Here is a 24,312-nt window from a genome sequence, read left to right on the forward strand (position 1 = left end):
GCGCAGCAGGACGCGTCCCGCTCGCGTATGCTGGCCTTTTAGACCGCACTCGTTGCAATTCCACCAAACGCTCATGCCGCGCCCCCTTTCAGCAACAATTCACACCGCCGCGCTCGCCAACAACCTGGCCGTTGCACGCAAGTACGCCCCGAAATCCAAGATCTGGGCCGTCGTCAAGGCCAATGCATATGGCCACGGTCTCGCCCGGGCGTTCCCCGGTTTGCGCGCAACGGACGGCTTTGGCCTTCTCGACCTCGAAGAAGCCGCGAAGTTGCGTGAATTGGGGTGGGCCGGGCCAATTCTTTTGCTCGAGGGCTTTTTCCGGCCGACCGACATCGACGTGATCGACCGCTATAGCCTCACCACGGCCGTGCACTGCGACGAGCAGTTGCGGATGCTGGAAATGGCGCGGCTGTCGAAACCGGTCAACATTCAGTTGAAGATGAACAGCGGCATGAACCGGCTCGGCTATACGCCCGAGAAGTTCCGCGCCGCGTGGGAGCGCGCGCGCGCCGTGCAGGGCGTCGGCCAGATCACGCTCATGACCCATTTTTCCGATGCCGATGGCCCGCGCGGCGTCGCGCATCAACTGGAAGCGTTCGAACGCGGCGCGGAAGGCATCGCGGGCGCGCGCAGTCTCGCAAACTCGGCGGCGCTCTTGTGGCACCCGGGCGCGCACTTCGACTGGGTGCGGCCCGGCATCATGCTGTACGGCGCATCGCCGTCGGGCGTGACCGCGGATATCGCCGATACCGGCCTCAAGCCCGCGATGACGCTCCAGTCCGAGCTGATCGCCGTGCAGACGGTCGACGCGGGGAGCAGCATCGGTTATGGCTCGACGTATACAGCGGGAACGCCCATGCGCATCGGCGTGGTCGCGTGCGGCTACGCGGACGGCTATCCGCGCGTGGCGCCCGAAGGCACGCCCGTGATCGTCGACGGCGCGAGAACGCGGCTCGTCGGCCGCGTGTCGATGGACATGCTGACCGTTGATCTGACGCCGTGCCCGAACGCCGGCATCGGTTCGCGCGTGGAACTGTGGGGCGCGAATCTGCCGATCGACGATGTCGCGAGCTCGGCCGGCACGATCGGCTACGAACTCATGTGCGCGATCGCGCAACGCGTGCCGGTGCGCGCGGAATAAAACACGAAATCAACAACAAGAAATCAGGCAAGGCTTCGAGTGGCAAAAGTAGCGAAGGCAAAAACGCTGTATGTGTGCAGCGAATGCGGCGGGGAATCGCCGAAGTGGACCGGCCAGTGCGCCGCATGCAACGCGTGGAACACGCTGACCGAATCGGTGGCGCAGACGGCGTCGAACCATCGCTTCCAGGCGCTCGCGAAGAGTTCGCCGGTGCGCAAGCTCGCGGAAATCGAGGCGTCGGACGTGCCGCGCTTCACGACGGGCGTCGGCGAATTCGATCGCGTGCTGGGCGGCGGGCTCGTGCCGGGCGGCGTCGTGCTGATCGGCGGCGATCCGGGCATCGGCAAATCGACATTGCTACTGCAATCGCTCGCCGAAATCGCGCGCGAGCGGCCGGCGCTCTACGTGAGCGGTGAGGAATCCGGCGCGCAGATCGCGCTGCGCGCGCAGCGGCTCGGACTGATCGGCGGCGCGAGCGCCGCGGGCGATCTCGCGCTGCTTGCGGAAATTCAGCTCGAAAAGATCCAGGCGACCATCGATGAGCAACGGCCTGAAGTCGCCGTCATCGACTCGATTCAGACGATCTACTCGGAAGCGCTGACGTCCGCGCCCGGCTCCGTCGCGCAAGTGCGAGAGTGCGCGGCGCAACTCACGCGCATCGCGAAGCAGACGGGCACGTCGATCATCATGGTCGGCCACGTGACAAAAGAGGGCAGCCTCGCGGGACCGCGCGTGCTGGAGCACATCGTCGATACCGTGCTGTATTTCGAAGGCGACACGCACTCGTCGTTCAGGCTCGTGCGCGCGTTCAAGAATCGCTTCGGCGCCGTCAACGAGCTCGGCGTCTTCGCCATGACGGAAAAGGGCTTGCGCGGCGTCGCCAATCCGTCGGCGCTATTTTTGTCGCAGCACGAGCAGAGCGTCGCGGGTTCGTGCGTGCTCGTGACGCAGGAAGGTTCGCGGCCGCTGCTCGTCGAAGTGCAGGCGCTCGTCGATACCGCGCACGTGCCCAATCCGCGCCGGCTCGCGGTCGGGCTGGAACAAAACCGGCTGGCGCTGTTGCTGGCGGTGCTGCATCGGCACGCCGGAATTGCGTGTTTCGATCAGGACGTGTTCCTGAACGCGGTCGGCGGCGTGAAGATCACCGAGCCCGCCGCCGATCTCGCCGTGCTGCTCGCGATCCACTCGTCGATGCGCAACAAGCCGCTGCCGAAGGGTCTCATTACGTTCGGCGAGGTGGGCTTGGCGGGTGAAATCCGGCCGTCGCCGCGCGGGCAGGATCGCCTGAAGGAAGCGGCGAAGCTAGGCTTTTCCGTCGCGCTCATTCCGAAGGCGAACGCGCCCAAGCAGGCCATCGACGGTCTGAAGGTGATCGCCGTGGACCGCATCGAGGAAGCGATCGACCGCGTTCGCGACCTCGAATGATTTCGCGATCGGACCCTTCGTAACGGCGTGTAAAAATCTCGTTGCTCAATGTAACCCAACGGAGGCGCGGTTTTCCTATCCTTACAGGGCTACGGACCCGGCCAACTTCGCCAAGGGCATTTCAACACGCGAAGTGACCGGAAGGATCGAGAGGACCACGCATTGAAACACGCTAATTCAGCCCGGCCGAAGCCCGCTTTCCACCTGCGCGGATGCCGCGTCTCCGCGCCGCTTCAGCAGCCTTGGGGCAGCGGCTGCCGGATCGTCGAATGGATCGACGAGCAAGGCCAGATCTCGCGTCGCGTCGTCGCGGCCGATGTCACTGAGGATCAAGTCGTCGCGACCATTCGCGAGCATGTGACGGGCCGCAAGCATGTGCTCGTCGACGACGAACGTCAGCCGCGTCAGGTCTTGCCGCGGCGTTAGGCGCTTCTGAAAAGCGGGTGTGCCGCCGCTTCGGCAGGCGTCAGCACGGGCGCGACGCAGCAATCGAGCGGCTCCAGCAACGTCATCCATTCGTCGCGCGTGCGTTCGCGGAAAATCGCGGCAAGCTGCGCGGACAAGTCTGCCGCGTCCGCACCGCCGATCGCCTGTCCGAGGCTCCAGTGCCGCGTCGCCCAATCGGGACGGCCGAGCGCTTCGCACAAGGCCTGCCAGAACTTCAGCTCCAGCGCGCCGACCGCGACGAAACGGTCATCGCGCGTGCGATACACGTCATAGCAGGGCGCGCCGCCGTTCAGCAGGCCAGCGCCCGCGCGCGTCGTGGCTTCGTCGGCATTGGCGAGCGCGATATGCGCCATCACGTTGTGCGCGTGCGCCGCGTGCGTCATCGACACATTCAGGCAACGTCCTTCGCCGCCGCGCGCGACGTGCCACGCCGCCGCCAGTATTTCCATGACCGCCGAAAGCGCGCCGCCGAGCAGATCCGCCAGCTGGAAATTCGGCGCGATGGGGGTGCCGTCGCGCGCCGCGAGCTGATCCAGCACGCCCGCATACGCGATGTAGTTCAGATCGTGTCCGGCCTTCTGCGCGAACGGTCCCTCGCTGCCGAAACCGGTGATCGCGCAATAGACGAGCTTCGGATTTGCCTCGCGCAGCACGTCGTAGCCGACGCCCAGCCGCGCCATCACCGAAGGTCGAAAGCTCTCGACGAGCACGTCTGCATCGCGCGCAAGTTCGATCAATTTCGCGCGGCCTTCGTCCGTTTTGAGATCGAGCGTGAGCTGCCGCTTTCCGCGATTGACGATGCGATAAAACGCGCTCGGCGTGCCGCTTTGCCGATCGGCTTCGCTTTGCAGCATCGTGCGGGTGTAGTCGCCTTCGCCCGGCGGCTCGATCTTGAGCACATCGGCGCCGAGTTCCGCGAGCCGTAGCGTGGCGATGGGGCCAGGTAGAAGCCGCGTCAGATCCAGCACGCGCAGGCCGGTGAGGGAAGGCGTCGTCAAGTTGTCGATCTCCGGTTATGAGCCGATCTGCTCCAGTTCCTCGTGCGCTTCGAGCCACTCCATTTCGAGCGTTTCGAGGCGCGCATTCACTTCGCCCTGGCGTCGGATCGTCTCAGTGAGTTTCGCTTTCATCGGCGCTTCGTAGCTCGCCGGATCGGCGACGAACGCATCGAGTGCCGATTTTTCCGCGTTGAGCTTTTCCATCTCTTTCTCGATCTTGGCGATGCGCGACTTGAGCGGCTTCGTCAGATGCGCAAGCTTTTGCCGTTCCTGAGCTTCCTGCCGGCGCTGTTCCTTGCGATTAAGCGCGCTGTCGGACGCCTCGCCCGAGGCCGCGGCGCTCGCTTCCTTCGCCGCCGCGCGCGTTTCGGCGGCGTGCTGCAGAAGCCAGTCGCGGTAGTCGTCGAGATCGCCGTCGAACGGACTCAGGCGATGCTTCGCGACGAGCATGAACGTGTCGGTCGTCGCGCGCAGCAAGTGCCGGTCGTGCGACACGAGTATGAGCGTGCCTTCGAACTGCGCGAGCGCCATGGTCAGCGCGTGGCGCGTTTCGAGGTCGAGGTGGTTGGTCGGCTCGTCGAGCAGCAGCAGATTCGGCTTTTGCCAGATGATGAGCGCCAGCGCGAGCCGCGCCTTCTCGCCGCCGGAAAAGGGCGCGATCTTCGCGGTCGCCATGTCGCCGGAGAAGTTGAAGCTGCCGAGAAAGTCGCGCAGTTCCTGCTCGCGCGTGTCGGGTGCGAGGCGCGCGAGATGCTGGAGCGGGGAATCGTCCGGGCGCAGCGTTTCCAGTTGATGCTGCGCGAAATAGCCGATCTGCAAGCCTTTGCCCTGCCGGACGTCGCCGGAAAGCGGTTCGAGCGTCTGCGCGAGCGTCTTGATGAGCGTCGATTTCCCCTGACCGTTCGCGCCGAGCAAGCCGATGCGCTGGCCGTTCTGGATCGACAGCGTCACGCCTTCGACGATTGGAATCTCGCCGCCCGCGTCGTTGTGATAGCCGCAACGCACGCTCTCCATGACCATCATCGGATTCGGCGCGGCGTCGGGCTCGCGGAATTCGAACGTGAAGGGCGAGGTTGCGTGCGCGGGCGCGATCAGCTCCATCTTCTCCAGCGCCTTCACGCGGCTTTGCGCCTGCTTGGCTTTGGTCGCCTTGGCCTTGAATCGGTCGATGAAACTCTGCAGATGCGCGACTGTCCTTTGCTGCTTCTCGTACGCGCTTTGTTGCAGCGCGATCTGCTGCGCGCGCAGCACTTCGAACTGGCTGTAGTTGCCGCCGTAGCGCTTCACCTGACGATTTTCCAGATGGAGCGTGACGTTGCAGACCGAATCGAGGAACTCACGGTCGTGCGAGATCACGACGAGCGTGCCCGGATAGCGCCCGAGCCAGTCTTCCAGCCAGACGATGGCGTCGAGGTCCAGGTGGTTGGTCGGTTCGTCGAGCAGCAGCAGATCGGACGGACACATCAGCGCCTGCGCGAGATTCAGGCGCATGCGCCAGCCGCCCGAGAAGCTCGACACCGGCTCGTGCGTCTGCTCGAGCGTGAAGCCGAGACCGAGCAGCAGCGTTTCGGCGCGCGCGGGCGCCGTGTAGCCGTCGGCATCGGCGAAGGCGGCGTGGGCTTCCGCTTCGGCCGCGCCGTCATGCGCGGCGGACGCGGCCACGATGCGCGCCTCGATCGCACGCAGATGCGTGTCGCCGTCGAGCGTGTAGTCGAGTGCGCTGCGATCCACGGCGGGCGTTTCCTGCGCGACGTGCGCGATGTGCCACGACGGCGGCATCGAGAAATCGCCGCCGTCCGCGTGCAATTCGCCGCGCAGCACGGAAAAGAGCGTCGACTTGCCCGCGCCGTTTGCGCCGACGAGACCGGCCTTCTCGCCCGGATTGAGCGTGAAGCTCGTGTCTTCGAAAAGCGGCTTGGTGCCGCGGGACAGGCTGAACTGGTTGAAGCGGATCACGTCGGAATGGCGGCGAAAAGGGCGCGGCTTTGAGGGAAAGCGCTATTTTAGACCGGACCGATTGCGCGGCAGGGGTCGGCCGTTCGGCTAATGGCGGGCGAACGCGCGACGGGTTAGCATCGCGTGACTTTCATCGAATTTTTCCGGAGCACGCCATGAGCACAGCCAGCGAAGGCATCTACGGCTTCTCGGCCGAAACACTCGACGGCGCGACCGTCAGCCTCGACAAGTACCGCGGCAAGGTTCTGCTCATCGTGAATACGGCGAGCGAATGCGGATTCACACCGCAGTACAAGGGTTTGCAGGAGGTTTATCAACAGTACGCGGCGCGCGGTTTCGAGGTGCTCGGCTTTCCGTGCAACCAGTTCGGCAAGCAGGAACCGGGCGATGCCGGGCAAATCGGCGCTTTCTGCGAGCAAAACTACGGCGTCACGTTTCCGATGTTCGCGAAGATCGAGGTGAACGGCTCCAACGCGCATCCGCTCTACAAGTATCTGAAGGACAAGGAACCGGGCCTGCTCGGCATCGAAGCGATCAAGTGGAATTTCACGAAGTTTCTCGTCGATCGCAGTGGCAAGGTCATCAAGCGCTATGCGCCGCAGACCAAGCCGGAATCGATCACCGACGACATCGAAAAGCTGCTCTGACGCCGCTCAGAGAATCGGCGAGAAAAGCCGCGCGACGTGCATCGCCATGCGCCGCCAGAAGGCCTTGCCGCGATAGTCATTGGCGTCGATCTCGAACGAATGCGCGAAGTCGGCGAGCAGCATGGTTTCCACTTCGCTAGCGAACGCGCGATCGACGGTCAGCACCGTGATCTCGAAGTTCAGGCGAAACGAGCGATTGTCGAGATTCGCGCTGCCGATCGACGCGGCGATGCCGTCGACGAGCACGACCTTCTGATGCAGAAATCCCGGCTTGTAGCGGAAGATGCGAACGCCCGCCTGCACGAGGTCGTACGCATAAAGCCGCGACGCCGCGAACACCACGCGATGATCGCGCCGGCTCGGAATCAGGATGCGTACGTCGACGCCACGCATCACGGCGAGCCGCAGCGCCGAGAACACGGCTTCGTCGGGAATCAGATAGGGCGATGTGATCCAGATGCGCTCGCGCGCCGCGTTGATCGCCTCGACAAAGAAAAGCGAACAGGTTTCCTGTTTGTCCGCCGGGCCGCTCGACAGCACCATGCAGTGCATGTTCTCGCCGGAATGCGGCGCGGGGCCGAGTTCCGGCAGGCGTTGCGTCGCCCAGTACCAGTCTTCGGTGAACACGAACTGAATGCTCGCGACCGCCGGGCCGCGCACTTCGATATGCGTGTCGCGCCACGGCGAAAGCCGCGGATTGCCGCCGAGATATTCGACGCCCACGTTGTGCCCGCCGACGAACGCGCATTTGCCGTCCACCACGACGATCTTCCGATGATTGCGGAAGTTGATCTGGAAACGGTGCACGAACTTGCGGGTGGCCGCGAACGGATGCGCCTCGACGCCGCCCGCCCGCAGCGCATTGACGTAGCGATGCGGCAGGTCGAAGCTGCCGATGCTGTCATAGAGGAAGTACACGCGCACGCCGGCCTGAGCTTTCTTGATGAGCGCGTCCTTGAGCATTTCGCCGAGCGCATCGGCGCGCACGATGAAGAACTGCACGACCACATAGCGTTCGGCGCCGGCGATCGCTTCGAGAATCGCGGCGAACGTCGCGTCGCCGTTGATGAGCACGCGGGCCGAGTTGCCGCGCAAGAACGGCATGCCGGACAGGCGCTGCAGCGTGCGGATCGTCGGATTGCCGAGATAAGCGGCAGGCCCCGGCGCGATTTCGCCGCGCGCGCCGGTGGAATCGACGAGCGGAGCGGCTTCGGGCGCATCGCTGCGGGCGCCGGAATCCCATTCGGCAGGCTTCGAACGGCTGCGCAGGATCTCGATTTCCAGCCGCCGTTCGTCGATATAGCCGGCGAACTTGCTGCGGCCGAGGAAGAGATACGGGATCAGCGTGAAGTAGGGCATCGCGACGAGCGACACGGCCCACGCGACCGCGCCTTGCGACGTGCGTGTGTTGATGACGGCATGGATCGCGGCGATCACGCCGAGCACATGCGCGGCCATCACGAGCGTGCCGAGGTGAAGCCAGTCGGATGCTTGCATAGACGCGGGAAGGAGCTAAGGGCTTGGCTAATGGCGATTTGCCATATTACCCAACCCTTCCACGCGAAGTGTCAGCGATCGTTGCAGCGCTTGCGCCGCCGCAACGACCGCTCACGGAGAAGCGGACGCTCAGGCCGGAAGGTCGGCGGCCTGGATGAGGAACACGTTGTCGTCGCCGGCGCTCGTCGAGAGCCAGACGAGATCGAGGCCGCCGAGCGCGGCTTCGACATTCGGGCGCTCATTGCCGATCTCGACGACGAGCACGCCGTCCTCGGTCAGCCACTTGCCCGCGTCGCGCACGATGCGCCGTACCACGTCCATGCCGTCCGCGCCGCCCGCGAGCGCGAGCTCGGGTTCGTGGCGGTACTCTGCCGGCAGCGCCTGCATCGCGTCCGCGTTGACGTACGGCGGATTCGTGATGATGACCTCGTAACGCGCCTCGGGAAGCGGCGCGTACAGGTCGCCTTCGTAGAGGCTCACGCGCTCTTCGAGACCGTAATCGTCCACATTGCGGCGCGCGACCGCGAGCGCATCGGCGGAAATGTCGACGGCATCGACATCGGCGTTTTCGAAGGCCTGCGCCGCGAGAATCGCGAGGCAGCCCGAGCCGGTGCACAGTTCGAGCACGCGCGTGACCTGATCCGGATCGGCCACATACGGCTGCAAGCCGTCCTGCAGCAACTCGCCGATGAACGAGCGCGGCACGATCACGCGTTCATCGACGTAAAAGCGGCGGCCGTGCATCCACGCTTCCTGCGTGATGTACGCGGCGGGAATGCGTTCCTTCGCGCGGCGCTCGATGACTTTCATGACCGCGTCGATCTCGTGGTCGAGCAGGCGCGCGTCGAGGAACGGATCGAGCGTGTCGAGCGGCAGATGCAGCGTATGCAGGATCAGATACGCGGCTTCGTCGTAGGCATTGGACGAGCCGTGGCCGAAGGACAAGCCCGCTTCGGTGAAACGCGAGACGCCGAAGCGCAGCAGGTCGCGCACGGTGGTGAAGGGCAGCGCCATCGAAGGCTCCTTTTTATTGTCGGATTTGAATTAGGCGATCAGTGCTTCGAGCACGCGGCGGTACACGTTCTTCAACGGTTCGATGAAGCGCACTTCGACATGCTCGTCGATCTTGTGGATCGTGCCGTTCGGCGGGCCGAATTCGACGACCTGATCGCAGATTTGCGCGATGAAGCGTCCGTCGGACGTGCCGCCCGTGGTAGACAGCTCGGTGCGCACGCCGGTTTCATCGGCGATGGCTTTTTCGAGCGCGTCGGACAGCGCACCGCGCGGGGTGAGAAACGGCAGGCCGCTCACGATCCACTGCAGGTCGTATTCGAGGCCGTGCTTGTCAAGGATCGCGTGGACGCGGCTTTGCAGGCTCTCGACCGTGCTCGCGGTCGAGAAGCGGAAGTTGAACATCAGGTCGGCATGACCGGGAATGATGTTGGTCGCGCCGGTGCCCGAATGCAGGTTCGACACTTGCCAGGTTGTCGGCGGGAAATATTCGTTGCCGTCGTCCCATTTTTCGGCGACGAGCTCGGCGAGCGCGGGCGCGAGCAGATGCACCGGATTCTTCGCGAGATGCGGATACGCGATATGCCCCTGCACGCCCTTGACGACGAGCTTGCCCGTCATCGAGCCGCGCCGGCCGTTCTTGACCATGTCGCCGAGCGTGGCGTTCGAAGTCGGCTCGCCGACGATGCAGTAATCGAGCCGCGTGCCGCGCGCCTTCAGCGCTTGAACGACCTTGATCGTGCCGTCGGTCGCGGGGCCTTCTTCATCGCTCGTGATGAGAAACGCGAGCGTACCGCGATGTTCCGGATGCTGCGCGACGAATTCCTCGCTCGACACGACGAACGCCGCGAGCGACGCCTTCATGTCCGCCGCGCCGCGACCGTAGAGTTTGCCGTCGCGATGCGTCGGGGTGAAGGGCGGCGAGCTCCACTGTTCGAGCGGGCCGGTCGGCACGACGTCGGTATGGCCGGCGAAGGCGAGCAGCTTGCCGCTTGCGTCCGTGCCGCGCCTGACGGCCCACAGGTTCGTGACGCCGCCCGATTCGATCGTTTCGCATTCGAAGCCGATCGCCGCGAGCCGCTCGATCATGAGCGCCTGGCAAGCCTTGTCGTCGGGCGTGACGGATGCGCGTTCGATCAGCGCTTCGGTAAGGGAAAGGGTGCCGGACATGGTTCTTTTTCCACAGCGATAAAAAATGCCGGCGCGCGGGCCGGCACTCGTAGCAAGCTCGCGATGACCGTCGGATTCACAGTCATCGCATCGGCTCAGGCAAAGAGCGTTTCGTACTGCTCGGCGGAAAATCCGAGCGTCTTCACGCGTCCGTTCACCACCACGACCGGCCGCTTGATGATCGACGGCTTGTGGATCATCAGCGCGATCGCGCCGTTGGTCGTGTCGGCTTCGGCCTTGTGCACGTCCGACAGGCCGCGCCACGTCGTGCCGCGCTTGTTGATGAGCTGATCGAGCGATACGTCCTTCAGCCAGTCCTGAACCAGCTTCTCGTTCACGCCGGCTTTCTTGAAGTCGTGAAACTCGAACGGCACGCCGTGCTCTTCCAGCCACACGCGCGCCTTCTTCACCGTATCGCAGTTCGGAATGCCGTAGACGACAGTCGTCGGGGTGGATCCGCGTGCCAAAATCAGTCGCCTCGCAGCAGTTCGTTCAGGCCGACTTTCGCGCGCGTCTTGGCGTCGACCTTCTTCACGATGACCGCGCAGTACAGGCTGTGCGAGCCGTCCTTCGACGGCAGGTTGCCCGCGACGACGACCGAGCCCGCCGGAATGCGGCCGTACGTGACTTCGCCGGTTTCGCGATCGTAGATCTTCGTCGACTGGCCGAGATACACGCCCATCGAGATCACGGAATTCTCTTCGACGATCACGCCTTCCACGACTTCCGAACGCGCGCCGATGAAGCAGTTGTCCTCGATGATGACCGGGTTCGCCTGCAGCGGCTCCAGCACGCCGCCGATGCCCACGCCGCCCGACAGGTGCACGTTCTTGCCGATCTGCGCGCACGAGCCGACGGTCGCCCACGTATCGACCATCGTGCCTTCGTCGACATATGCGCCGATGTTGGTGTAAGACGGCATCAGCACGACGTTCTTCGCGATGAACGAGCCGCGGCGCGCGATGGCCGGCGGCACGACGCGGAAACCGCCCGCCGCGAAGTCTTCGGCCGTGTAGTTCGCGAACTTCGAGGGCACCTTGTCGTAGAACTGCGTGTAGTTGTAAGACCCGCCACCGGCAGGCATCGGCGCGTTGTCTTCCAGTCGGAACGACAGCAGCACGGCCTTCTTGAGCCACTGATTCACGACCCAGTCGCCATCGCGCTTTTCGGCGACGCGCATCTGGCCTTTGTCGAGCTGCTCGATCGCATGCGCGACGGCTTCGCGGACTTCGGCGGGCGCGGCCTTGGGCGACAGCTCGGCGCGGTTTTCCCAGGCGGTATCGATGATGCTCTGAAGTTGTTGCGACATAGTTGGTATCAAGGATGGGTAGTTGGGCCGGCTACGTTTCAGAACCGTTTGTCAGGAACTGAGCGTGCGGCAGAATTCGACGATGCGGCGAGCGCCTTCGACACATTCCCCGGTTTCAGCGACGAGCGCGATGCGCACGAAACCTTCGCCGGGATTCGTGCCGTGCGCCGTGCGAGCGAGAAAGGAGCCCGGCAGAACCGTCACATTATAGTCGGCGTAAAGGCGTGCAGCGAACTGGGTATCGGTGAGCCCCGTGCCCGAAACGTTCGCCCAGAGGTAGAACGCGGCGTCGGGCAAACGCACGTCGAGGACGTCCGCGAGCATCGGCGTGACCGTCTGGAATTTTTTCAGATACTGCGCGCGGTTGTCGCGCACGTGCGTTTCATCCTGCCACGCGACGATGCTCGCGCGCTGAAACACCGTCGACAGCGCCGCGCCGTGATACGTGCGATAGAGCAGGAAGTCCTTCAGGATCGACGCATCGCCCGCGACGAAGCCCGAACGCATGCCCGGCACGTTCGAGCGCTTGGACAGGCTCGACAGCATCACGAGACGGTCGAAGTTGCGATTGAGCAGCCGCGCGGCTTCGAGGCCGCCGAGCGGCGGATTGCTTTCGTCGAAATAGATCTCCGAATAACACTCGTCCGATGCGATCACGAAGCCGTGCCTGTCCGACAGCGCGAAGAGTTCGCGCCAGTTTTCGAGCGTGAGCACGGCGCCCGTCGGGTTGCCCGGCGAGCAGACGTAGAGCAGTTGCGTGCGCGCCCAGATCTCTTCGGGCACCGCCGAGTAATCGCACGCGAAGTTGCGCGCCGGATCGCTGTTGACGAAGTACGGCTCGGCGCCCGCGAGCAGGGCCGCGCCTTCGTAGATTTGATAGAACGGGTTCGGACAGAGTACGATGGGCGGTTCTGCGGCCTTGTTCGTGCGGCTGTCGATCACGGTCTGCGCGAGCGCGAAAAGCGCCTCGCGCGAGCCGGAGACAGGCAGCACTTCGGTTGCCGGATCGATCGATTCGAGGCCGTAACGCTGCATCACCCATGCCGCGATCGCGCGGCGCAACGGCTCGCTGCCGAGCGTCGCCGGGTAGCTCGCGAGGCCGTCGAGCGAATCGATCACCGCATCGCGGATCAGCGCGGGCGTCGGATGCCTCGGCTCGCCGATGCCGAAGCTGATCGGCGTGAATCCCGCGCGCGGCTCGATGCCCTTGAAGAGCAGACGAAGCTTTTCGAATGGATAAGACTGAAGTTTCTCGAGAAGTGGATTCACGGCGTGACCGGTAAGCAGTGAGCGATGCGCGCGAGGCGAGAAGCGCCTGCGAGCGCGGCAATCGGAAGAATCGAACGGACGTGAAACGAACTCACGATTATAGCGCGTGGCGTCGCGCCGGAAACGGCGGGCGGCGCGCGCCACGAAGGACGAAAACACGAGTGATGCCGGACGCAATGCAAGGACCATCTCGATGACGAGCAGCGTGCGCAACGCATGGCCGACGCTCGCAATCATGCTCGGCGCGTCGGTGTGGGGCCTTGTCTGGTATCCAATGCGGATGCTTGCCGCCATGGGCCTCTCCGGCACGGCCGCGAGCGCGACGACGAGCGCCGCCGCGTGCGTCTTCGTGCTCGTCGCGAAACGCCGCTCGATCAGTACGCTGTCGTGGCACTGGCTGCTCGTCGGGCTCGGCGTGGCCGCGGGCGTGACTAATATCGGTTTCGTGTGGGGCGCGATCCACGGTCAGGTGATGCGCGTGCTGCTGCTCTTCTATCTGACGCCCGCGTGGACCGCGATCTTCGCGCACTTCATCCTGAAAGAGCGTCTCACGCGCGCCGACGCCGCGCTCTCGCTCCTCTCGCTCGCGGGCGCGGTCACCATGCTCTGGTCGCCCGAACTCGGCATGCCGCTGCCGGCCGATCTCGCCGAATGGTCGGGTCTGATGGGCGGCATGGGCTTCGCGATGAGCAACGTGCTCGTCGTGAAAGTCACCCGTACGCTGCCCGCGATGAAGCCCGAGATGCGCACGGCGGTGATCTTCGGCGGCGCGGCGCTCATCGCGTCCATCGTCACGCTGTTCGAGCCGATGCCCGCGCCGCCCGCAGCCGCTCTCTTGCCGACCGTGAGCCTGATCGTGATCGGGCTGGGCGTCGTGCTCGCCGGCAACAACATGATCGTGCAACTCGGCCTCGCGCGCGTGCCGGCCAATCGTGCGTCGATCATCATGCTGTTCGAACTCGTCGTCACGGCGCTGTCGGCGTGGCTCTTCGCAGGCGAAGTCCCCGGCGCGCGAGAATGGGCGGGCGGCGCGTGCATCGTCGTTGCATGCGTGCTGTCGGCGTGGGTGCATCGGCCGCGGGCAGCGCGCTCGCCTTCGTCCGCAGCGTCCGACATCGCGATAGAAGTGCCGGAAAGCAAAAAGAAATCGACTCGCGCGATGGTATGATGGAGTCCGCTTTCGCCGGGCCAGTTGATGGTGCTTCACTGCCGCGCGGCCGGGAAACGACGGGCCGCGCTGCGGCCTGTCTGCCATATATCCTCCGTCACTCATTCAAAACAGCGATATCGCCGTGCGTCTGACCTCGATAAAACTCGCTGGCTTCAAGTCCTTCGTCGATCCCACGCATTTCCAGGTCCCCGGCCAACTGGTCGGCGTCGTCGGGCCGAACGGCTGTGGCAAGTCCAATATCATCGATGCCGTGCGCTGGGTGCTCGGCGAATCGCGCGCCTCCGAGTTGCGCGGCGAATCGATGCAGGACGTGATCTTCAACGGATCGACGGCGCGCAAACCCGGCAGCCGGGCTAGCGTCGAACTCATTTTCGATAACGGCGACGGCCGCGCCGCCGGTCAATGGAGCGCCTACGGCGAAATCGCCGTGAAGCGCGTGCTCACGCGCGACGGCACTTCCAGCTACTACATCAACAATCTGCCCGCGCGCCGTCGCGACATCCAGGACATCTTCCTCGGCACGGGTCTCGGCCCGCGCGCCTACGCGATCATCGGGCAGGGCATGATCGCGCGCATCATCGAGGCGAAGCCCGAAGAGCTGCGCGTGTTCCTCGAAGAAGCCGCGGGCGTGTCGAAGTACAAGGAGCGCCGCCGCGAGACGGAGAACCGTCTGCATGACACGCGCGAGAACCTGACGCGCGTCGAAGACATCATCCGCGAGCTGTCGACGAACCTCGAAAAGCTCGAAGCGCAGGCGGTCGTCGCGACGAAGTACAAGGAACTGCAGGCCGAAGGCGAAGAGAAGCAACGCCTTCTGTGGCTTTTGCGCAAGAAGGAAGCGGGCAACGAAGCCGAGCGTCAGCAGCGCGCCATTCGCGAGGCCCAGGTCGAGCTCGAAGCGCAGACGGCGCGTCTGCGTGAAGTCGAAGCGCAACTGGAAACGCTGCGCGTCGCGCACTACAGCGCGAGCGACGCGATGCAAGGCGCGCAAGGCTCGCTCTACGAAGCCAATGCCGAAGTGAGCAGGCTCGAAGCGGAGATCCGCTTCATCGTCGAGTCGCGCAATCGCGTGCAGGCGCAGATCGCCGCGCTCACCGCGCAGCGCGAGCAATGGCAGGTGCAGGCACAAAAGGCGCGCGACGAAATCGATACCGCGACCGAAGCGCTCGCCGAAGGCGAAGAAAAGGCCGCGATCGCGCAGGAAAATGCCGCCGCGAAACACGACGCGCTCCCCGCGCTCGAAGCGCGCTGGCGCGACGCACAAGCGCAATTGAACGAAGAACGCGCGGGCATCGCGCGCGCGGAACAGGCGCTCAAGCTCGAAGCGGCGCATCAGCGCAACGCGGATCAGCAGCTTCAGCAATTGCAGCAGCGTCAGGAGCGTCTGAAGAGCGAGGCGAGCGGTCTGGATGCGCCCGACGAAGCGCATCTCGAAGAGTTGCGCATGCAGCTCGCGGAAAACGAAGAGATTCTCGCCGAAGCACAAGCGCGTCTCGCCGATGCGCAGGAAACCGTGCCGCGTCTGGACGCCGAGCGCCGCGCCGCGCAGGAACGCGTGCAGAAGGAAAGCGCGCAGATCCATCAGCTCGAAGCGCGTCTCGCCGCGTTGAAGCAGCTTCAGGAAAGCGTGCAGACGGAAGGCAAGGTCCAGCCGTGGCTCGACAAGCACGAGCTCGGCGCGCTGCCGCGTCTGTGGAAGAAGCTGCACGTCGAGACCGGCTGGGAAGCGGCGCTCGAATCCGTGCTGCGGGAGCGTCTCGCCGCGCTGGAAGTATCGAATCTGGATTGGGTCAAGGCGTTCGCCACGGATGCGCCGCCCGCCAAGCTCGCGTTCTACTCGCCGCCCGTCGCGGGCAAGCCGGTCGACGCGCCGCAAGGCTTGCGCTCGCTGCTGTCGCTCGTGCGCATCGACGATCCGGGCCTGCGCGCCGTGCTCAACGAATGGCTCGCCACGACTTTCGTCGCCGACGATCTCGCGCAGGCGCTCGCTTCGCGCAATCAGTTGCCGGATGGCGCCGCGTTCGTCGTGAAGGCGGGGCATATCGTGACGCGCGTGGGCGTGCAGCTTTACGCGTCGGATTCCGAGCAGTCGGGCATGCTCGCGCGTGCGCAGGAAATCGAGAATCTGACGAAGCAGGTGCGCGCGCAGGCTTTGCTGTCCGATGAAGCCAAGGCCAACGCCGTGCGTGCCGATGCCGCCCACACGCAAGGCTCGCAGACGCTCGCGGAAGCGCGCGCCGCCGCTGAACGCGCGACGCAGCGCGTGCACGCGTTGCAGATGGACGTGCTCAAGCTCACGCAGGCGCACGAACGCTATACGCAGCGCAACACGCAGATCGGCGAGGAGCTCGAAGAGATCGCCGCGCAGGTCGACGAGCAGCGTGCCTTGCGCGCCGAATCGGAAGCCGCGTTCGAACGTCACGATGGCGAAATCGCGCAATTGCAGGCGCGTTTCGAAGACAACCAGCTTGCGTTCGAGTCGCTCGACGAGGAACTCACGAACGCGCGCCACGAACTGCGCGAACTGGAACGCGCCGCGAGCGATGCCAGCTTCGCCGTGCGCGGCCTCGCCGCGAAGATCGACGAATACAAGCGCAATATCGAGACGGCGCACGATCAGAGCGAGCGCATCGCGGGCACGCTGGAAGACGCGCGCGCCGAACTCGAAACCATCAACGAACAGACCGCGCAGACCGGCCTGCAGGACGCGCTCGAAGTGCGCGCGGCGCGCGAGGAAGCGCTGCATGCGGCGCGCGTCGAACTGGACGATCTGACCGCGCGTCTGCGTCAGGCCGACGAGCAGCGCCTCATGGCCGAACGTTCGCTGCAGCCGCTGCGCGACAAGATCAACGAGTTGCAACTGAAGGAGCAGGCGGCGCGCATCAGCGGCGAGCAGTTCGTCGAGCAGTTGCAGGCAGCCGGGGTCGATGAAGCCGAGCTCGCCGAAAAGCTCACGCCGGACATGAAGCCGTCGTATCTGCAGGGCGAAGTCACGCGGCTGAACAACGCGATCAACGCGCTCGGCCCGGTCAACATGGCCGCGCTCGAGGAACTCGCAGCAGCGACCGAGCGCAAGCATTTCCTCGACGCGCAGTCCGCGGATCTGAACGACGCCATCGGCACGCTGGAAGACGCGATCCAGAAGATCGATCAGGAAACGCGCGCGCTGCTGCAAGGCACCTTCGACGAAGTGAACCGTCACTTCGGCGAACTGTTCCCGCGCCTTTTCGGCGGCGGTCAGGCGAAGCTCATCATGACCGGCGATGAAATCCTCGACGCCGGCGTGCAGGTCATGGCGCAGCCGCCCGGCAAGAAGAATTCGACGATTCACCTGCTTTCGGGCGGCGAAAAGGCGCTGACCGCGACCGCGCTCGTGTTCGCGATGTTCCAGTTGAACCCTGCGCCGTTCTGTCTGCTCGACGAAGTCGACGCGCCGCTCGACGACGCCAACACCGAGCGCTTCGCGAACCTCGTGCGCGCGATGTCGGCCAAGACGCAGTTCCTGTTCATCTCGCACAACAAGATCGCGATGGAAATGGCGCAGCAACTGATCGGCGTGACGATGCAGGAGCAGGGCGTGTCGCGCATCGTCGCGGTGGACATGGAAGCGGCGGCGGGCTTCGCGCAGAACGGCTGAAGCATCACGCTCGCGAGAGTTTGATTGAGTGAAAGGGCCGGACGAGGTTTCCGGCAGCGTGCGTCAAGGCGCGGAGTGGCGCGCATCGGCCAGGCGGCGGCGAGAAGCCGGAACGCGGCGATGCGCGCGACAGATCGCGCGGCGCTTCGTAACTTAAAAGAATGATGGAGCCTGCATGGACGAGTTGACACTCGGTTTGATTGGAGCCGGAGCCGTGGTGGTGGGCGGCGTGGTCGTGTACAACGCGTGGCAGAGCGCGAAGGTGCGTCGCAAGATGCCGCGTCCGATGCCGGACGAAGCGGCGGATGCGCTTGCGCGCCAGGAAGCGGACGACGAGCAGCCGTTCATCGAGCCCGTGCGTCAGTCGCGGCGCGAGCCCGTAGCGGGCGGCGCCGATGGCGCCGATGCCGAACCGCGCGATACGCGTGTCGAGCCGAGCTTCGGCACGGCGAACGAGTCGACGGCGGCGGCTCCCGTCGCGCCTGCCGATACCGCCGTCGATCTCCAGGCCGAGGCGACGTCCGCCAATGGCGCGTCCGAGGAAGCGCCAAGTGCCACCGAAGACGAGCGCACCGAACCGGTGATGCCCGCCGCGACGACGATTTCGCAGGCGCCGCCGGCGGTCGTCGATCGCCGCATCGATTGTGTCGTGCCGATTCGCCTCGCCGCGCCGGTTGCGGGCGATCGCGTGATTCCGCTTGCGCAGCGCCTGCGCCGCGCGGGCACGAAGCCCGTGACGATCGAAGGCAAGGCCGAAGGCGACAGCGCGTGGGAGTTGCCGCGAAACGGCGTGCGCTACGAGGAGTTGCGCGCGGCCGCGCAACTCGCGAACCGCAGCGGCCCGCTCAACGAACTCGAATTCTCGGAGTTCGTGACCGGCGTGCAGCGGCTTGCCGACGCCATCGACGGCGCGCCCGAATTCCCCGACATGATGGAAACCGTCGCCATGGCGCGCGAGCTGGACGCGTTCGCCGCGCAATGCGACGCGCAGCTCTCGATCAACATCCTCTCCGACGGCGCGCCGTGGTCCGCGAACTACGTGCAGGCGGTGGCGTCGCAAGACGGCCTTTTGCTCTCGCGCGACGGCACACGCTTCGTCAAACTCGACGCGAAGCAGAATCCGGTCTTCATGCTCCAGTTCGGCGACACGAACTTCCTGCGCGACGACCTCACCTACAAGGGCGGCCAGATGATCACGCTGGTGCTCGACGTGCCGGTCGCCGACGAAGACATCCTGCCGTTCCGCCTGATGTGCGATTACGCGAAGTCGCTGTCGGAGCGTATCGGCGCGCGTGTCGTCGACGACCAGCGCCGGCCCTTGCCGGAGTCCGCGCTGCTCGCCATCGAGAAGCAGTTGATGACGCTCTACGCGAAGCTGGAGCAGGCGGGCATTCCGGCCGGCTCGCCCGCGACGCGGCGTCTTTTCAGCCAGTAACTTTTTGCTGCGCGCAGTCGGCAAGGCGCTCGCTTGCCAGGAGAATCGCGCCCCAGCCGGGGCGCTTTTCTTTGCGTGCGCGCCGCCGCACCGACGCCCGCACTTAGGCCGTTTGGCCGAGGCCACGATTTACCGATCTTCTGAGACAATCGAACGGTCGGTTGATTGACTTACCTACTTTCTCGAAGCCGCATGTCCGCAAAATCAAAAGCCGAATCCGCCGCGACCGCGAAGTCGGGCGCCGCCGTGCCCAGCGCCGCTCGTCCGGCCGAGCGCGCGGCGTGGCTGCGTTCGGAACTGGAACGCGCGAACTACGCGTATTACGTACTGGATCAGCCGGATCTGCCCGACGCCGAGTACGACACGCTCTTCAAGGAACTTCAGGGCATCGAGACCGAGCATCCGGATCTGATCACGCCGGATTCGCCGACGCAGCGCGTGGGCGGCGAAGTCGCCGAAGGATTCACGCCGGTCGTCCATGACGTGCCGATGCTTTCGCTCAACAACGGCTTCGCGGACGAGGACATCGCCGCATTCGACAAGCGCGTGTCCGACGCGCTGGGCCACGCGAGCGTCGAATATGCGTGCGAGCTCAAGTTCGATGGTCTCGCCATTTCCCTGCGTTACGAGGACGGCCATTTCGTGCAGGCCGCGACGCGCGGCGACGGCGCGACGGGCGAGGACGTGACGGCGAACGTACGCACCATCCGCTCGATTCCGCTCACGCTGAAGGGCAAGAACGTGCCGAAACGGCTCGACGTGCGCGGCGAAGTGCTGATGTTCAAGCGCGATTTCGAGCGCCTGAATGCGCGTCAGCGCGAAGCGGGCCAGCGCGAGTTCGCGAATCCGCGCAACGCGGCGGCGGGCGGCTTGCGTCAGCTCGATCCGAAAATGACCGCGCAGCGTTCGCTGTCGTTCTTCGCTTATGGCATCGGCGTGCTCGAAGGCGCGGAGATGCCCGCGACGCACGCCGCGTTGCTCGACTGGTACAAGGAAATGGGCTTGCCGGTGAACGCGGAGCGCGCCGTGGTCGAAGGCGCCGACGGTTTGCTCGCCTTCTTCCACCGGATCGGCGAGAAGCGCGAGAAGCTGCCGTACGACATCGACGGCGTCGTCTACAAGGTCGACCGCCGCGACGAGCAGGATAAGCTCGGCTTCGTGTCGCGCGCGCCGCGTTTCGCGCTCGCGCACAAATTCCCGGCGCAGGAAGCGCTGACGCAACTGCTCGCCATCGACGTGCAGGTCGGTCGAACGGGCGCGATCACGCCGGTCGCGCGTCTCGCGCCGGTGTTCGTCGGCGGTGCGACGGTCACGAACGCGACGTTGCACAACGAGGACGAAGTGCGGCGCAAGGACATCCGCATCGGCGATACGGTCACGGTGCGCCGCGCGGGCGACGTGATCCCCGAAGTCGTCGGCGCCATTCTTGAGCGCCGTCCCGCCGACGCGCGCGAATTCGTCATGCCGACGGAGTGCCCCGTCTGCGGCTCGAAGATCGAGCGCCTGCCGGACGAGGCGATCGCGCGCTGCACGGGCGGGTTGTTCTGTCCCGCTCAGCGCAAGCAGGCACTGTGGCACTTCGCGCAGCGCCGCGCGCTCGATATCGACGGGCTGGGTGAGAAGATCATCGATCAACTCGTCGAGCAGAATCTCGTGCGTACGCCCGCGGATCTGTTTAATCTCGGCTTTTCGACGCTCGCGGCGCTCGACCGTTTCGCCGACAAATCCGCGCGGAACCTGATCGATTCGCTCGAAAAAGCGAGGAAGACGACGCTCGCGCGCTTCATCTATGCGCTCGGCATCCGGCACGTGGGCGAATCGACGGCGAAGGATCTCGCGAAGCATTTCGGCTCGCTCGATCCGATCATGGCTGCTTCGGTCGAAGAGCTGCTCGAAGTCAACGATGTCGGGCCGATCGTCGCCGAGGCCATCCACAATTTCTTCAGCGAAGAACACAACAAGCATGTGATCGAGCAGTTGCGCGTCAAGGTGTCGTGGCCGGAAGGGCCGCCCGCGCCGAAAGCGCCGCAGGGCGTGCTGGCCGGCAAGACCGTCGTGCTGACGGGCACGCTGCCCACGCTATCGCGCGAGGAAGCGAAGGAAATGCTGGAGTCGGCGGGTGCGAAGGTTGCCGGTTCCGTATCGAAAAAGACCGACTACGTCGTGGCGGGCGCGGAAGCGGGCAGCAAGCTCGCCAAGGCGGAGGAACTCGGGGTTCCTGTTCTCGACGAAGAGGCCATGCGTAAGCTTTTGGAAGGAGTCACTCCATGATTCGCGAAATCCTGAAGATGGGCGATCCGCGGCTTTTGCGTATCGCGCAGCCGGTCGAGCATTTCGACACGCCCGAACTGCACGCGCTCGTGCAGGATATGTTCGATACGATGCGCGACGCCAACGGCGCGGGGCTGGCCGCGCCGCAGATCGGCGTCGATCTGCAGGTGGTGATCTTCGGCTTCGGGCAGAACGAGCGTTATCCGGACGCGCCGTCGGTGCCGGAGACGGTCCTCATCAATCCGATCATCACGCCGAACGGACACGACATGGAGGAGGGTTGGGAAGGCTGTCTGTCCGTGCCGGGTTTGCGCGGCGCGGTGCAGCGTTTCTCGATGATCCGCTATCAGGGTTTCGATCAGTACGGCAAAGCCATCGAACGGCTCGCGGAGGGCTTTCACGCGCGCGTCGTGCAGCACGAGTGCGACCATCTGATCGGCAAGCTCTATCCGATGCGTATCACCGACTTTTCGAAGTTCGGCTTCACCGAAGTGCTGTTTCCGGGTCTCGATCCCGCGCGCGACGACTGACGCCGCGCGGTTGGAATCGCAACGAATCAGCCTGAATACGGAGAGCCGCTTTCGCGAGAAGCGGCTTTTTCTTTACGCCAACGTTTTCGGATTGCCGCTGACGTCGGGTTGACGAAACAGCGCGACATGCTCCGGATTCGCGGATGCCTGCAGGCGTCCGTCGGGCAGACGGGCGATCACCATTTCACCCACGCCGGGGCTCGTCACGACGACTTCGTCGCGCAGGGCGAGGAGGGCTTCGAGCCGTCGCCGGCCACTCACGATCTCCAGACCGGTTCCCGTCTCACGAACGATGATCTCAACTGACATGGCGATTCTCCATCAATGCCGTTCAATGCTGCTGATCCTGCTGTCTGGTTTATCGGATCGATGACTTATTTTCTTTAGCCAAAAAGCCGCCAAAAATGAAACGGCACGACCGGAATTGCGTCGTGCCGTTTTTTCTGCTGGAACGTCGCATTTTTGCGACGCAATACGACGCCGCGCGAACGTTCGATCGACGTGCGCGCGAACTGCTCGGTTTGCTCAGAAAGTCTCGTTCGGGCCGAGATAGCGCCACTGGCCGGGGGGCAGCGCGCCGAGCGTCACGTGGCCCATGCGAATGCGCTTCAGACCGACCACTTCCAGTCCGACGAGCTCGCACATGCGGCGGATCTGCCGCTTCTTGCCTTCGCGGAGCACGAAGCGCAGTTGTTCGCCGTTTTGCCAGCTCACCTGCGCGGTCTTGAGCGGCACGCCGTCGAGTTCGAGGCCGTGACGCAGGAGCGCGAGTTTTTCGGCGGGGAAATGCTGATCGACATCGACCGTATGCTCGCCGAAGCGCACGCGCACGAGGTATTCCTTGTCGACTTCCGAGTGGCCGCCGATCAGTTGTTTCGCGATGCGGCCGTCCTGCGTGAGCACGAGAAGTCCCGTCGAGTCGATGTCCAGGCGGCCCGCCGGCGCGAGCGTGCGCAGATGGCTCGGCGCGAAGCGCACACCCGAGTGGTCCTCGTTCCAGTGATTGGCCGGGTTGATGAGCGTGACCGCGGGCTCGTAGCCGTCTTCCGCCTGACCCGAGACGTAGCCGACCGGCTTGTGCAGCAGGATCGTGACGAGGCGCGCCTGCGCGGAATGCGCCGCGGGCAGGATTTCGATGTTCTGCGTCGGACGGATGCGCGTGCCGAGCGTGTCGATGACTTCGCCGTCGACGAGCACCCAGCCTTTCTCGATCCATTCGTCGGCTTCACGGCGCGAGCAGAGGCCGAGCTCCGACATCACTTTCGACAGGCGCACGAGGCCGTCGTGGTGATCGCGATGCTTCGGCGCGGACTCCGCGACGGGCGCGGCGGGCTTCGTCGCAGGTTTCGCCGCTGGCTTGCGCGTATCGCCGCGATCGTCGCGTCTGGCGTACGGACGGTCGTTCTCGTCGCGCCGTGCGGGACGCGCTCCGGGCGCGCGATCGTCGCGTGACTTGCGCGGATCGCGTTCGTTGAAAGCGGGACGCGAATCGTCGCCGCGCGGTTTGAAGGGACGACGTTCATCGGCGCCCGATGCGCGTTCGCCACGCGGCGGCCTGTCGTCGAACGACTTGCGCGGACCACGTTCACCGAAAGCGGGACGCGAATCGTCGCCGCGCGGTTTGAAGGGACGACGTTCATCGGCGCCCGATGCGCGTTCGCCACGCGGCGGCCTGTCGTCGAACGACTTGCGCGGACCGCGTTCACCGAAAGCGGGACGCGAATCGTCACCACGCGGTTTGAACGGGCGACGTTCATCGCTACCCGATGTGCGTTCGCCACGCGGCGGCCTGTCGTCGAACGACTTGCGCGGACCACGCTCGCCAAACGCCGGACGCGAATCATCGCCACGCGGTTTGAACGGACGACGTTCATCGCCGCCCGACGCGCGTTCGCCACGCGGCGGCCTGTCGTCGAACGACTTGCGCGGACCACGTTCACCGAAGGCGGGACGCGAATCGTCACCACGCGGTTTAAACGGACGACGTTCATCGCCACCTGACGTGCGTTCGCCACGCGGCGGCCTGTCGTCGAACGACTTGCGCGGACCACGTTCACCGAACGCGGGACGCGAATCATCGCCACGCGGTTTGAACGGACGACGTTCATCGCCACCCGACGGACGCTCGCCACGCGCAGGCGGACGACCTTCGAACGACTTGCGCGGACCGCGTTCACCGAACGCCGGACGCGAATCGTCACCACGCGGCTTGAAAGCACGCGGCTCATGCGGCGCATCGCTGCGCTTGTCGGCCGGCTGGCCCGAGCGCTTCGGACGCGCCTCGTCCGGCGACGGTGCGCGAACGGGCTTGCGCCCGGTGGTCGTGCCGGCTCGAACCGGCGAACGCGTTGCCGAGGTCGGACGCGGATGTTTGGCTGTCAGTTTGACGCGCATA

The 24,312-nt window shown here is 65.0% G+C and carries 19 protein-coding genes; 9 read left to right on the plus strand and 10 right to left on the minus strand.

What is annotated here, in order from left to right; genetic code table 11:
* Positions 1 to 73: 73 nt before the first annotated feature.
* The 3 genes from alr to NCS02_RS06275 all read left to right on the plus strand — a co-directional run bounded on the left by alr (position 74) and on the right by NCS02_RS06275 (position 2,995).
* Positions 74 to 1,144 (plus strand): alanine racemase, encoded by a 1,071-nt coding sequence (alr, locus tag NCS02_RS06265; RefSeq protein ID WP_034472003.1) that lies wholly within the window; start codon positions 74 to 76, stop codon positions 1,142 to 1,144.
* A gap of 39 nt (positions 1,145 to 1,183) precedes the next feature.
* Positions 1,184 to 2,569 (plus strand): DNA repair protein RadA, encoded by a 1,386-nt coding sequence (gene radA / locus NCS02_RS06270; protein ID WP_175979974.1) that lies wholly within the window; start codon positions 1,184 to 1,186, stop codon positions 2,567 to 2,569.
* Between the two features lie 162 nt (positions 2,570 to 2,731).
* Complete coding sequence (locus NCS02_RS06275; RefSeq protein WP_008350121.1) at positions 2,732 to 2,995, plus strand: DUF2866 domain-containing protein; 264 nt, start codon at positions 2,732 to 2,734, stop codon at positions 2,993 to 2,995.
* On the opposite strand, the gene NCS02_RS06280 is transcribed toward NCS02_RS06275, so the two are convergent.
* Positions 2,992 to 4,014 carry a CaiB/BaiF CoA transferase family protein gene (locus tag NCS02_RS06280; RefSeq protein WP_250519414.1) on the minus strand — a complete coding sequence of 341 codons (1,023 nt, stop codon included), beginning with the start codon at positions 4,012 to 4,014 and terminating at the stop codon, positions 2,992 to 2,994. The genes NCS02_RS06275 and NCS02_RS06280 overlap by 4 nt on opposite strands.
* A gap of 15 nt (positions 4,015 to 4,029) precedes the next feature.
* On the minus strand, positions 4,030 to 5,970 hold the full coding sequence (locus NCS02_RS06285; RefSeq protein WP_250522947.1) for an ATP-binding cassette domain-containing protein: 1,941 nt from the start codon (positions 5,968 to 5,970) through the stop codon (positions 4,030 to 4,032).
* A gap of 155 nt (positions 5,971 to 6,125) precedes the next feature.
* Between NCS02_RS06285 and NCS02_RS06290 the strand changes: the two genes are divergently transcribed.
* Positions 6,126 to 6,617 (plus strand): glutathione peroxidase, encoded by a 492-nt coding sequence (locus NCS02_RS06290; protein WP_250434565.1) that lies wholly within the window; start codon positions 6,126 to 6,128, stop codon positions 6,615 to 6,617.
* A 6-nt stretch (positions 6,618 to 6,623) separates the two neighbouring features.
* On the opposite strand, the gene cls is transcribed toward NCS02_RS06290, so the two are convergent.
* From cls to dapC, 6 genes are all read right to left on the minus strand, one after another.
* Entirely contained in the window at positions 6,624 to 8,114 is a 1,491-nt protein-coding gene (cls, locus tag NCS02_RS06295) for a cardiolipin synthase (RefSeq protein WP_033537247.1), read from the minus strand.
* 129 nt (positions 8,115 to 8,243) lie between these two features.
* Positions 8,244 to 9,128, minus strand: coding sequence for a 50S ribosomal protein L3 N(5)-glutamine methyltransferase (prmB, locus tag NCS02_RS06300; RefSeq protein WP_008350110.1), 885 nt, complete (start codon positions 9,126 to 9,128; stop codon positions 8,244 to 8,246).
* A 30-nt stretch (positions 9,129 to 9,158) separates the two neighbouring features.
* Positions 9,159 to 10,295, minus strand: coding sequence for a succinyl-diaminopimelate desuccinylase (gene dapE, locus NCS02_RS06305; protein ID WP_175979977.1), 1,137 nt, complete (start codon positions 10,293 to 10,295; stop codon positions 9,159 to 9,161).
* 95 nt (positions 10,296 to 10,390) lie between these two features.
* Entirely contained in the window at positions 10,391 to 10,762 is a 372-nt protein-coding gene (locus NCS02_RS06310) for an ArsC family reductase (protein ID WP_008350107.1), read from the minus strand.
* Between the two features lie 2 nt (positions 10,763 to 10,764).
* On the minus strand, positions 10,765 to 11,604 hold the full coding sequence (gene dapD, locus NCS02_RS06315) for a 2,3,4,5-tetrahydropyridine-2,6-dicarboxylate N-succinyltransferase (RefSeq protein ID WP_175979978.1): 840 nt from the start codon (positions 11,602 to 11,604) through the stop codon (positions 10,765 to 10,767).
* Between the two features lie 51 nt (positions 11,605 to 11,655).
* Positions 11,656 to 12,873, minus strand: coding sequence for a succinyldiaminopimelate transaminase (dapC, locus tag NCS02_RS06320; RefSeq protein WP_250519416.1), 1,218 nt, complete (start codon positions 12,871 to 12,873; stop codon positions 11,656 to 11,658).
* Positions 12,874 to 13,066: 193 nt separating this feature from the next.
* Here dapC and NCS02_RS06325 point away from each other — a divergent pair, with 193 nt between their 5' ends.
* The 5 genes from NCS02_RS06325 to def all read left to right on the plus strand — a co-directional run bounded on the left by NCS02_RS06325 (position 13,067) and on the right by def (position 21,917).
* A complete protein-coding gene (locus NCS02_RS06325) occupies positions 13,067 to 14,041 on the plus strand; it encodes a DMT family transporter (RefSeq protein WP_034472151.1) in 975 nt (324 codons plus the stop codon).
* 124 nt (positions 14,042 to 14,165) lie between these two features.
* Positions 14,166 to 17,681, plus strand: a complete 3,516-nt coding sequence (smc, locus tag NCS02_RS06330; protein WP_250519417.1) for a chromosome segregation protein SMC — start codon at positions 14,166 to 14,168, stop codon at positions 17,679 to 17,681.
* 175 nt (positions 17,682 to 17,856) lie between these two features.
* Entirely contained in the window at positions 17,857 to 19,116 is a 1,260-nt protein-coding gene (locus NCS02_RS06335) for a cell division protein ZipA C-terminal FtsZ-binding domain-containing protein (protein ID WP_250519418.1), read from the plus strand.
* A 192-nt stretch (positions 19,117 to 19,308) separates the two neighbouring features.
* Positions 19,309 to 21,387 (plus strand): NAD-dependent DNA ligase LigA, encoded by a 2,079-nt coding sequence (gene ligA, locus NCS02_RS06340; protein ID WP_250480468.1) that lies wholly within the window; start codon positions 19,309 to 19,311, stop codon positions 21,385 to 21,387.
* Positions 21,384 to 21,917: a peptide deformylase gene (gene def, locus NCS02_RS06345; protein WP_008350093.1), complete on the plus strand. Its 534-nt coding sequence runs from the start codon at positions 21,384 to 21,386 to the stop codon at positions 21,915 to 21,917. Before ligA ends, def begins: the two co-directional genes overlap by 4 nt.
* Positions 21,918 to 21,989: 72 nt before the next feature.
* Here def and NCS02_RS06350 read toward each other — a convergent pair whose 3' ends face one another.
* Entirely contained in the window at positions 21,990 to 22,226 is a 237-nt protein-coding gene (locus NCS02_RS06350) for a hypothetical protein (protein WP_008350092.1), read from the minus strand.
* Positions 22,227 to 22,442: 216 nt separating this feature from the next.
* Positions 22,443 to 24,311, minus strand: coding sequence for a pseudouridine synthase (locus tag NCS02_RS06355; RefSeq protein ID WP_250519419.1), 1,869 nt, complete (start codon positions 24,309 to 24,311; stop codon positions 22,443 to 22,445).
* Between the last annotated feature and the right edge of the window lies 1 nt (position 24,312).

The sequence above is a fragment of the Caballeronia sp. NCF2 genome (genome assembly GCF_023631205.1).
Lineage (GTDB): Bacteria > Pseudomonadota > Gammaproteobacteria > Burkholderiales > Burkholderiaceae > Caballeronia > Caballeronia zhejiangensis.

What these genes read in the sequence shown, in the direction of transcription:
- prmB (WP_008350110.1), bottom strand. Translation starts at nt 9,128, where the DNA reads ATGGCGCTGCCCTTCACCACCGTGCGCGACCTGCTGCGCTTCGGCGTC.
- alr (WP_034472003.1), top strand. Translation starts at nt 74, where the DNA reads ATGCCGCGCCCCCTTTCAGCAACAATTCACACCGCCGCGCTCGCCAAC.
- NCS02_RS06355 (WP_250519419.1), bottom strand. Translation starts at nt 24,311, where the DNA reads ATGCGCGTCAAACTGACAGCCAAACATCCGCGTCCGACCTCGGCAACG.
- NCS02_RS06335 (WP_250519418.1), top strand. Translation starts at nt 17,857, where the DNA reads ATGGACGAGTTGACACTCGGTTTGATTGGAGCCGGAGCCGTGGTGGTG.
- NCS02_RS06290 (WP_250434565.1), top strand. Translation starts at nt 6,126, where the DNA reads ATGAGCACAGCCAGCGAAGGCATCTACGGCTTCTCGGCCGAAACACTC.
- def (WP_008350093.1), top strand. Translation starts at nt 21,384, where the DNA reads ATGATTCGCGAAATCCTGAAGATGGGCGATCCGCGGCTTTTGCGTATC.
- NCS02_RS06350 (WP_008350092.1), bottom strand. Translation starts at nt 22,226, where the DNA reads ATGTCAGTTGAGATCATCGTTCGTGAGACGGGAACCGGTCTGGAGATC.
- NCS02_RS06325 (WP_034472151.1), top strand. Translation starts at nt 13,067, where the DNA reads ATGACGAGCAGCGTGCGCAACGCATGGCCGACGCTCGCAATCATGCTC.
- cls (WP_033537247.1), bottom strand. Translation starts at nt 8,114, where the DNA reads ATGCAAGCATCCGACTGGCTTCACCTCGGCACGCTCGTGATGGCCGCG.
- dapE (WP_175979977.1), bottom strand. Translation starts at nt 10,295, where the DNA reads ATGTCCGGCACCCTTTCCCTTACCGAAGCGCTGATCGAACGCGCATCC.
- dapD (WP_175979978.1), bottom strand. Translation starts at nt 11,604, where the DNA reads ATGTCGCAACAACTTCAGAGCATCATCGATACCGCCTGGGAAAACCGC.
- ligA (WP_250480468.1), top strand. Translation starts at nt 19,309, where the DNA reads ATGTCCGCAAAATCAAAAGCCGAATCCGCCGCGACCGCGAAGTCGGGC.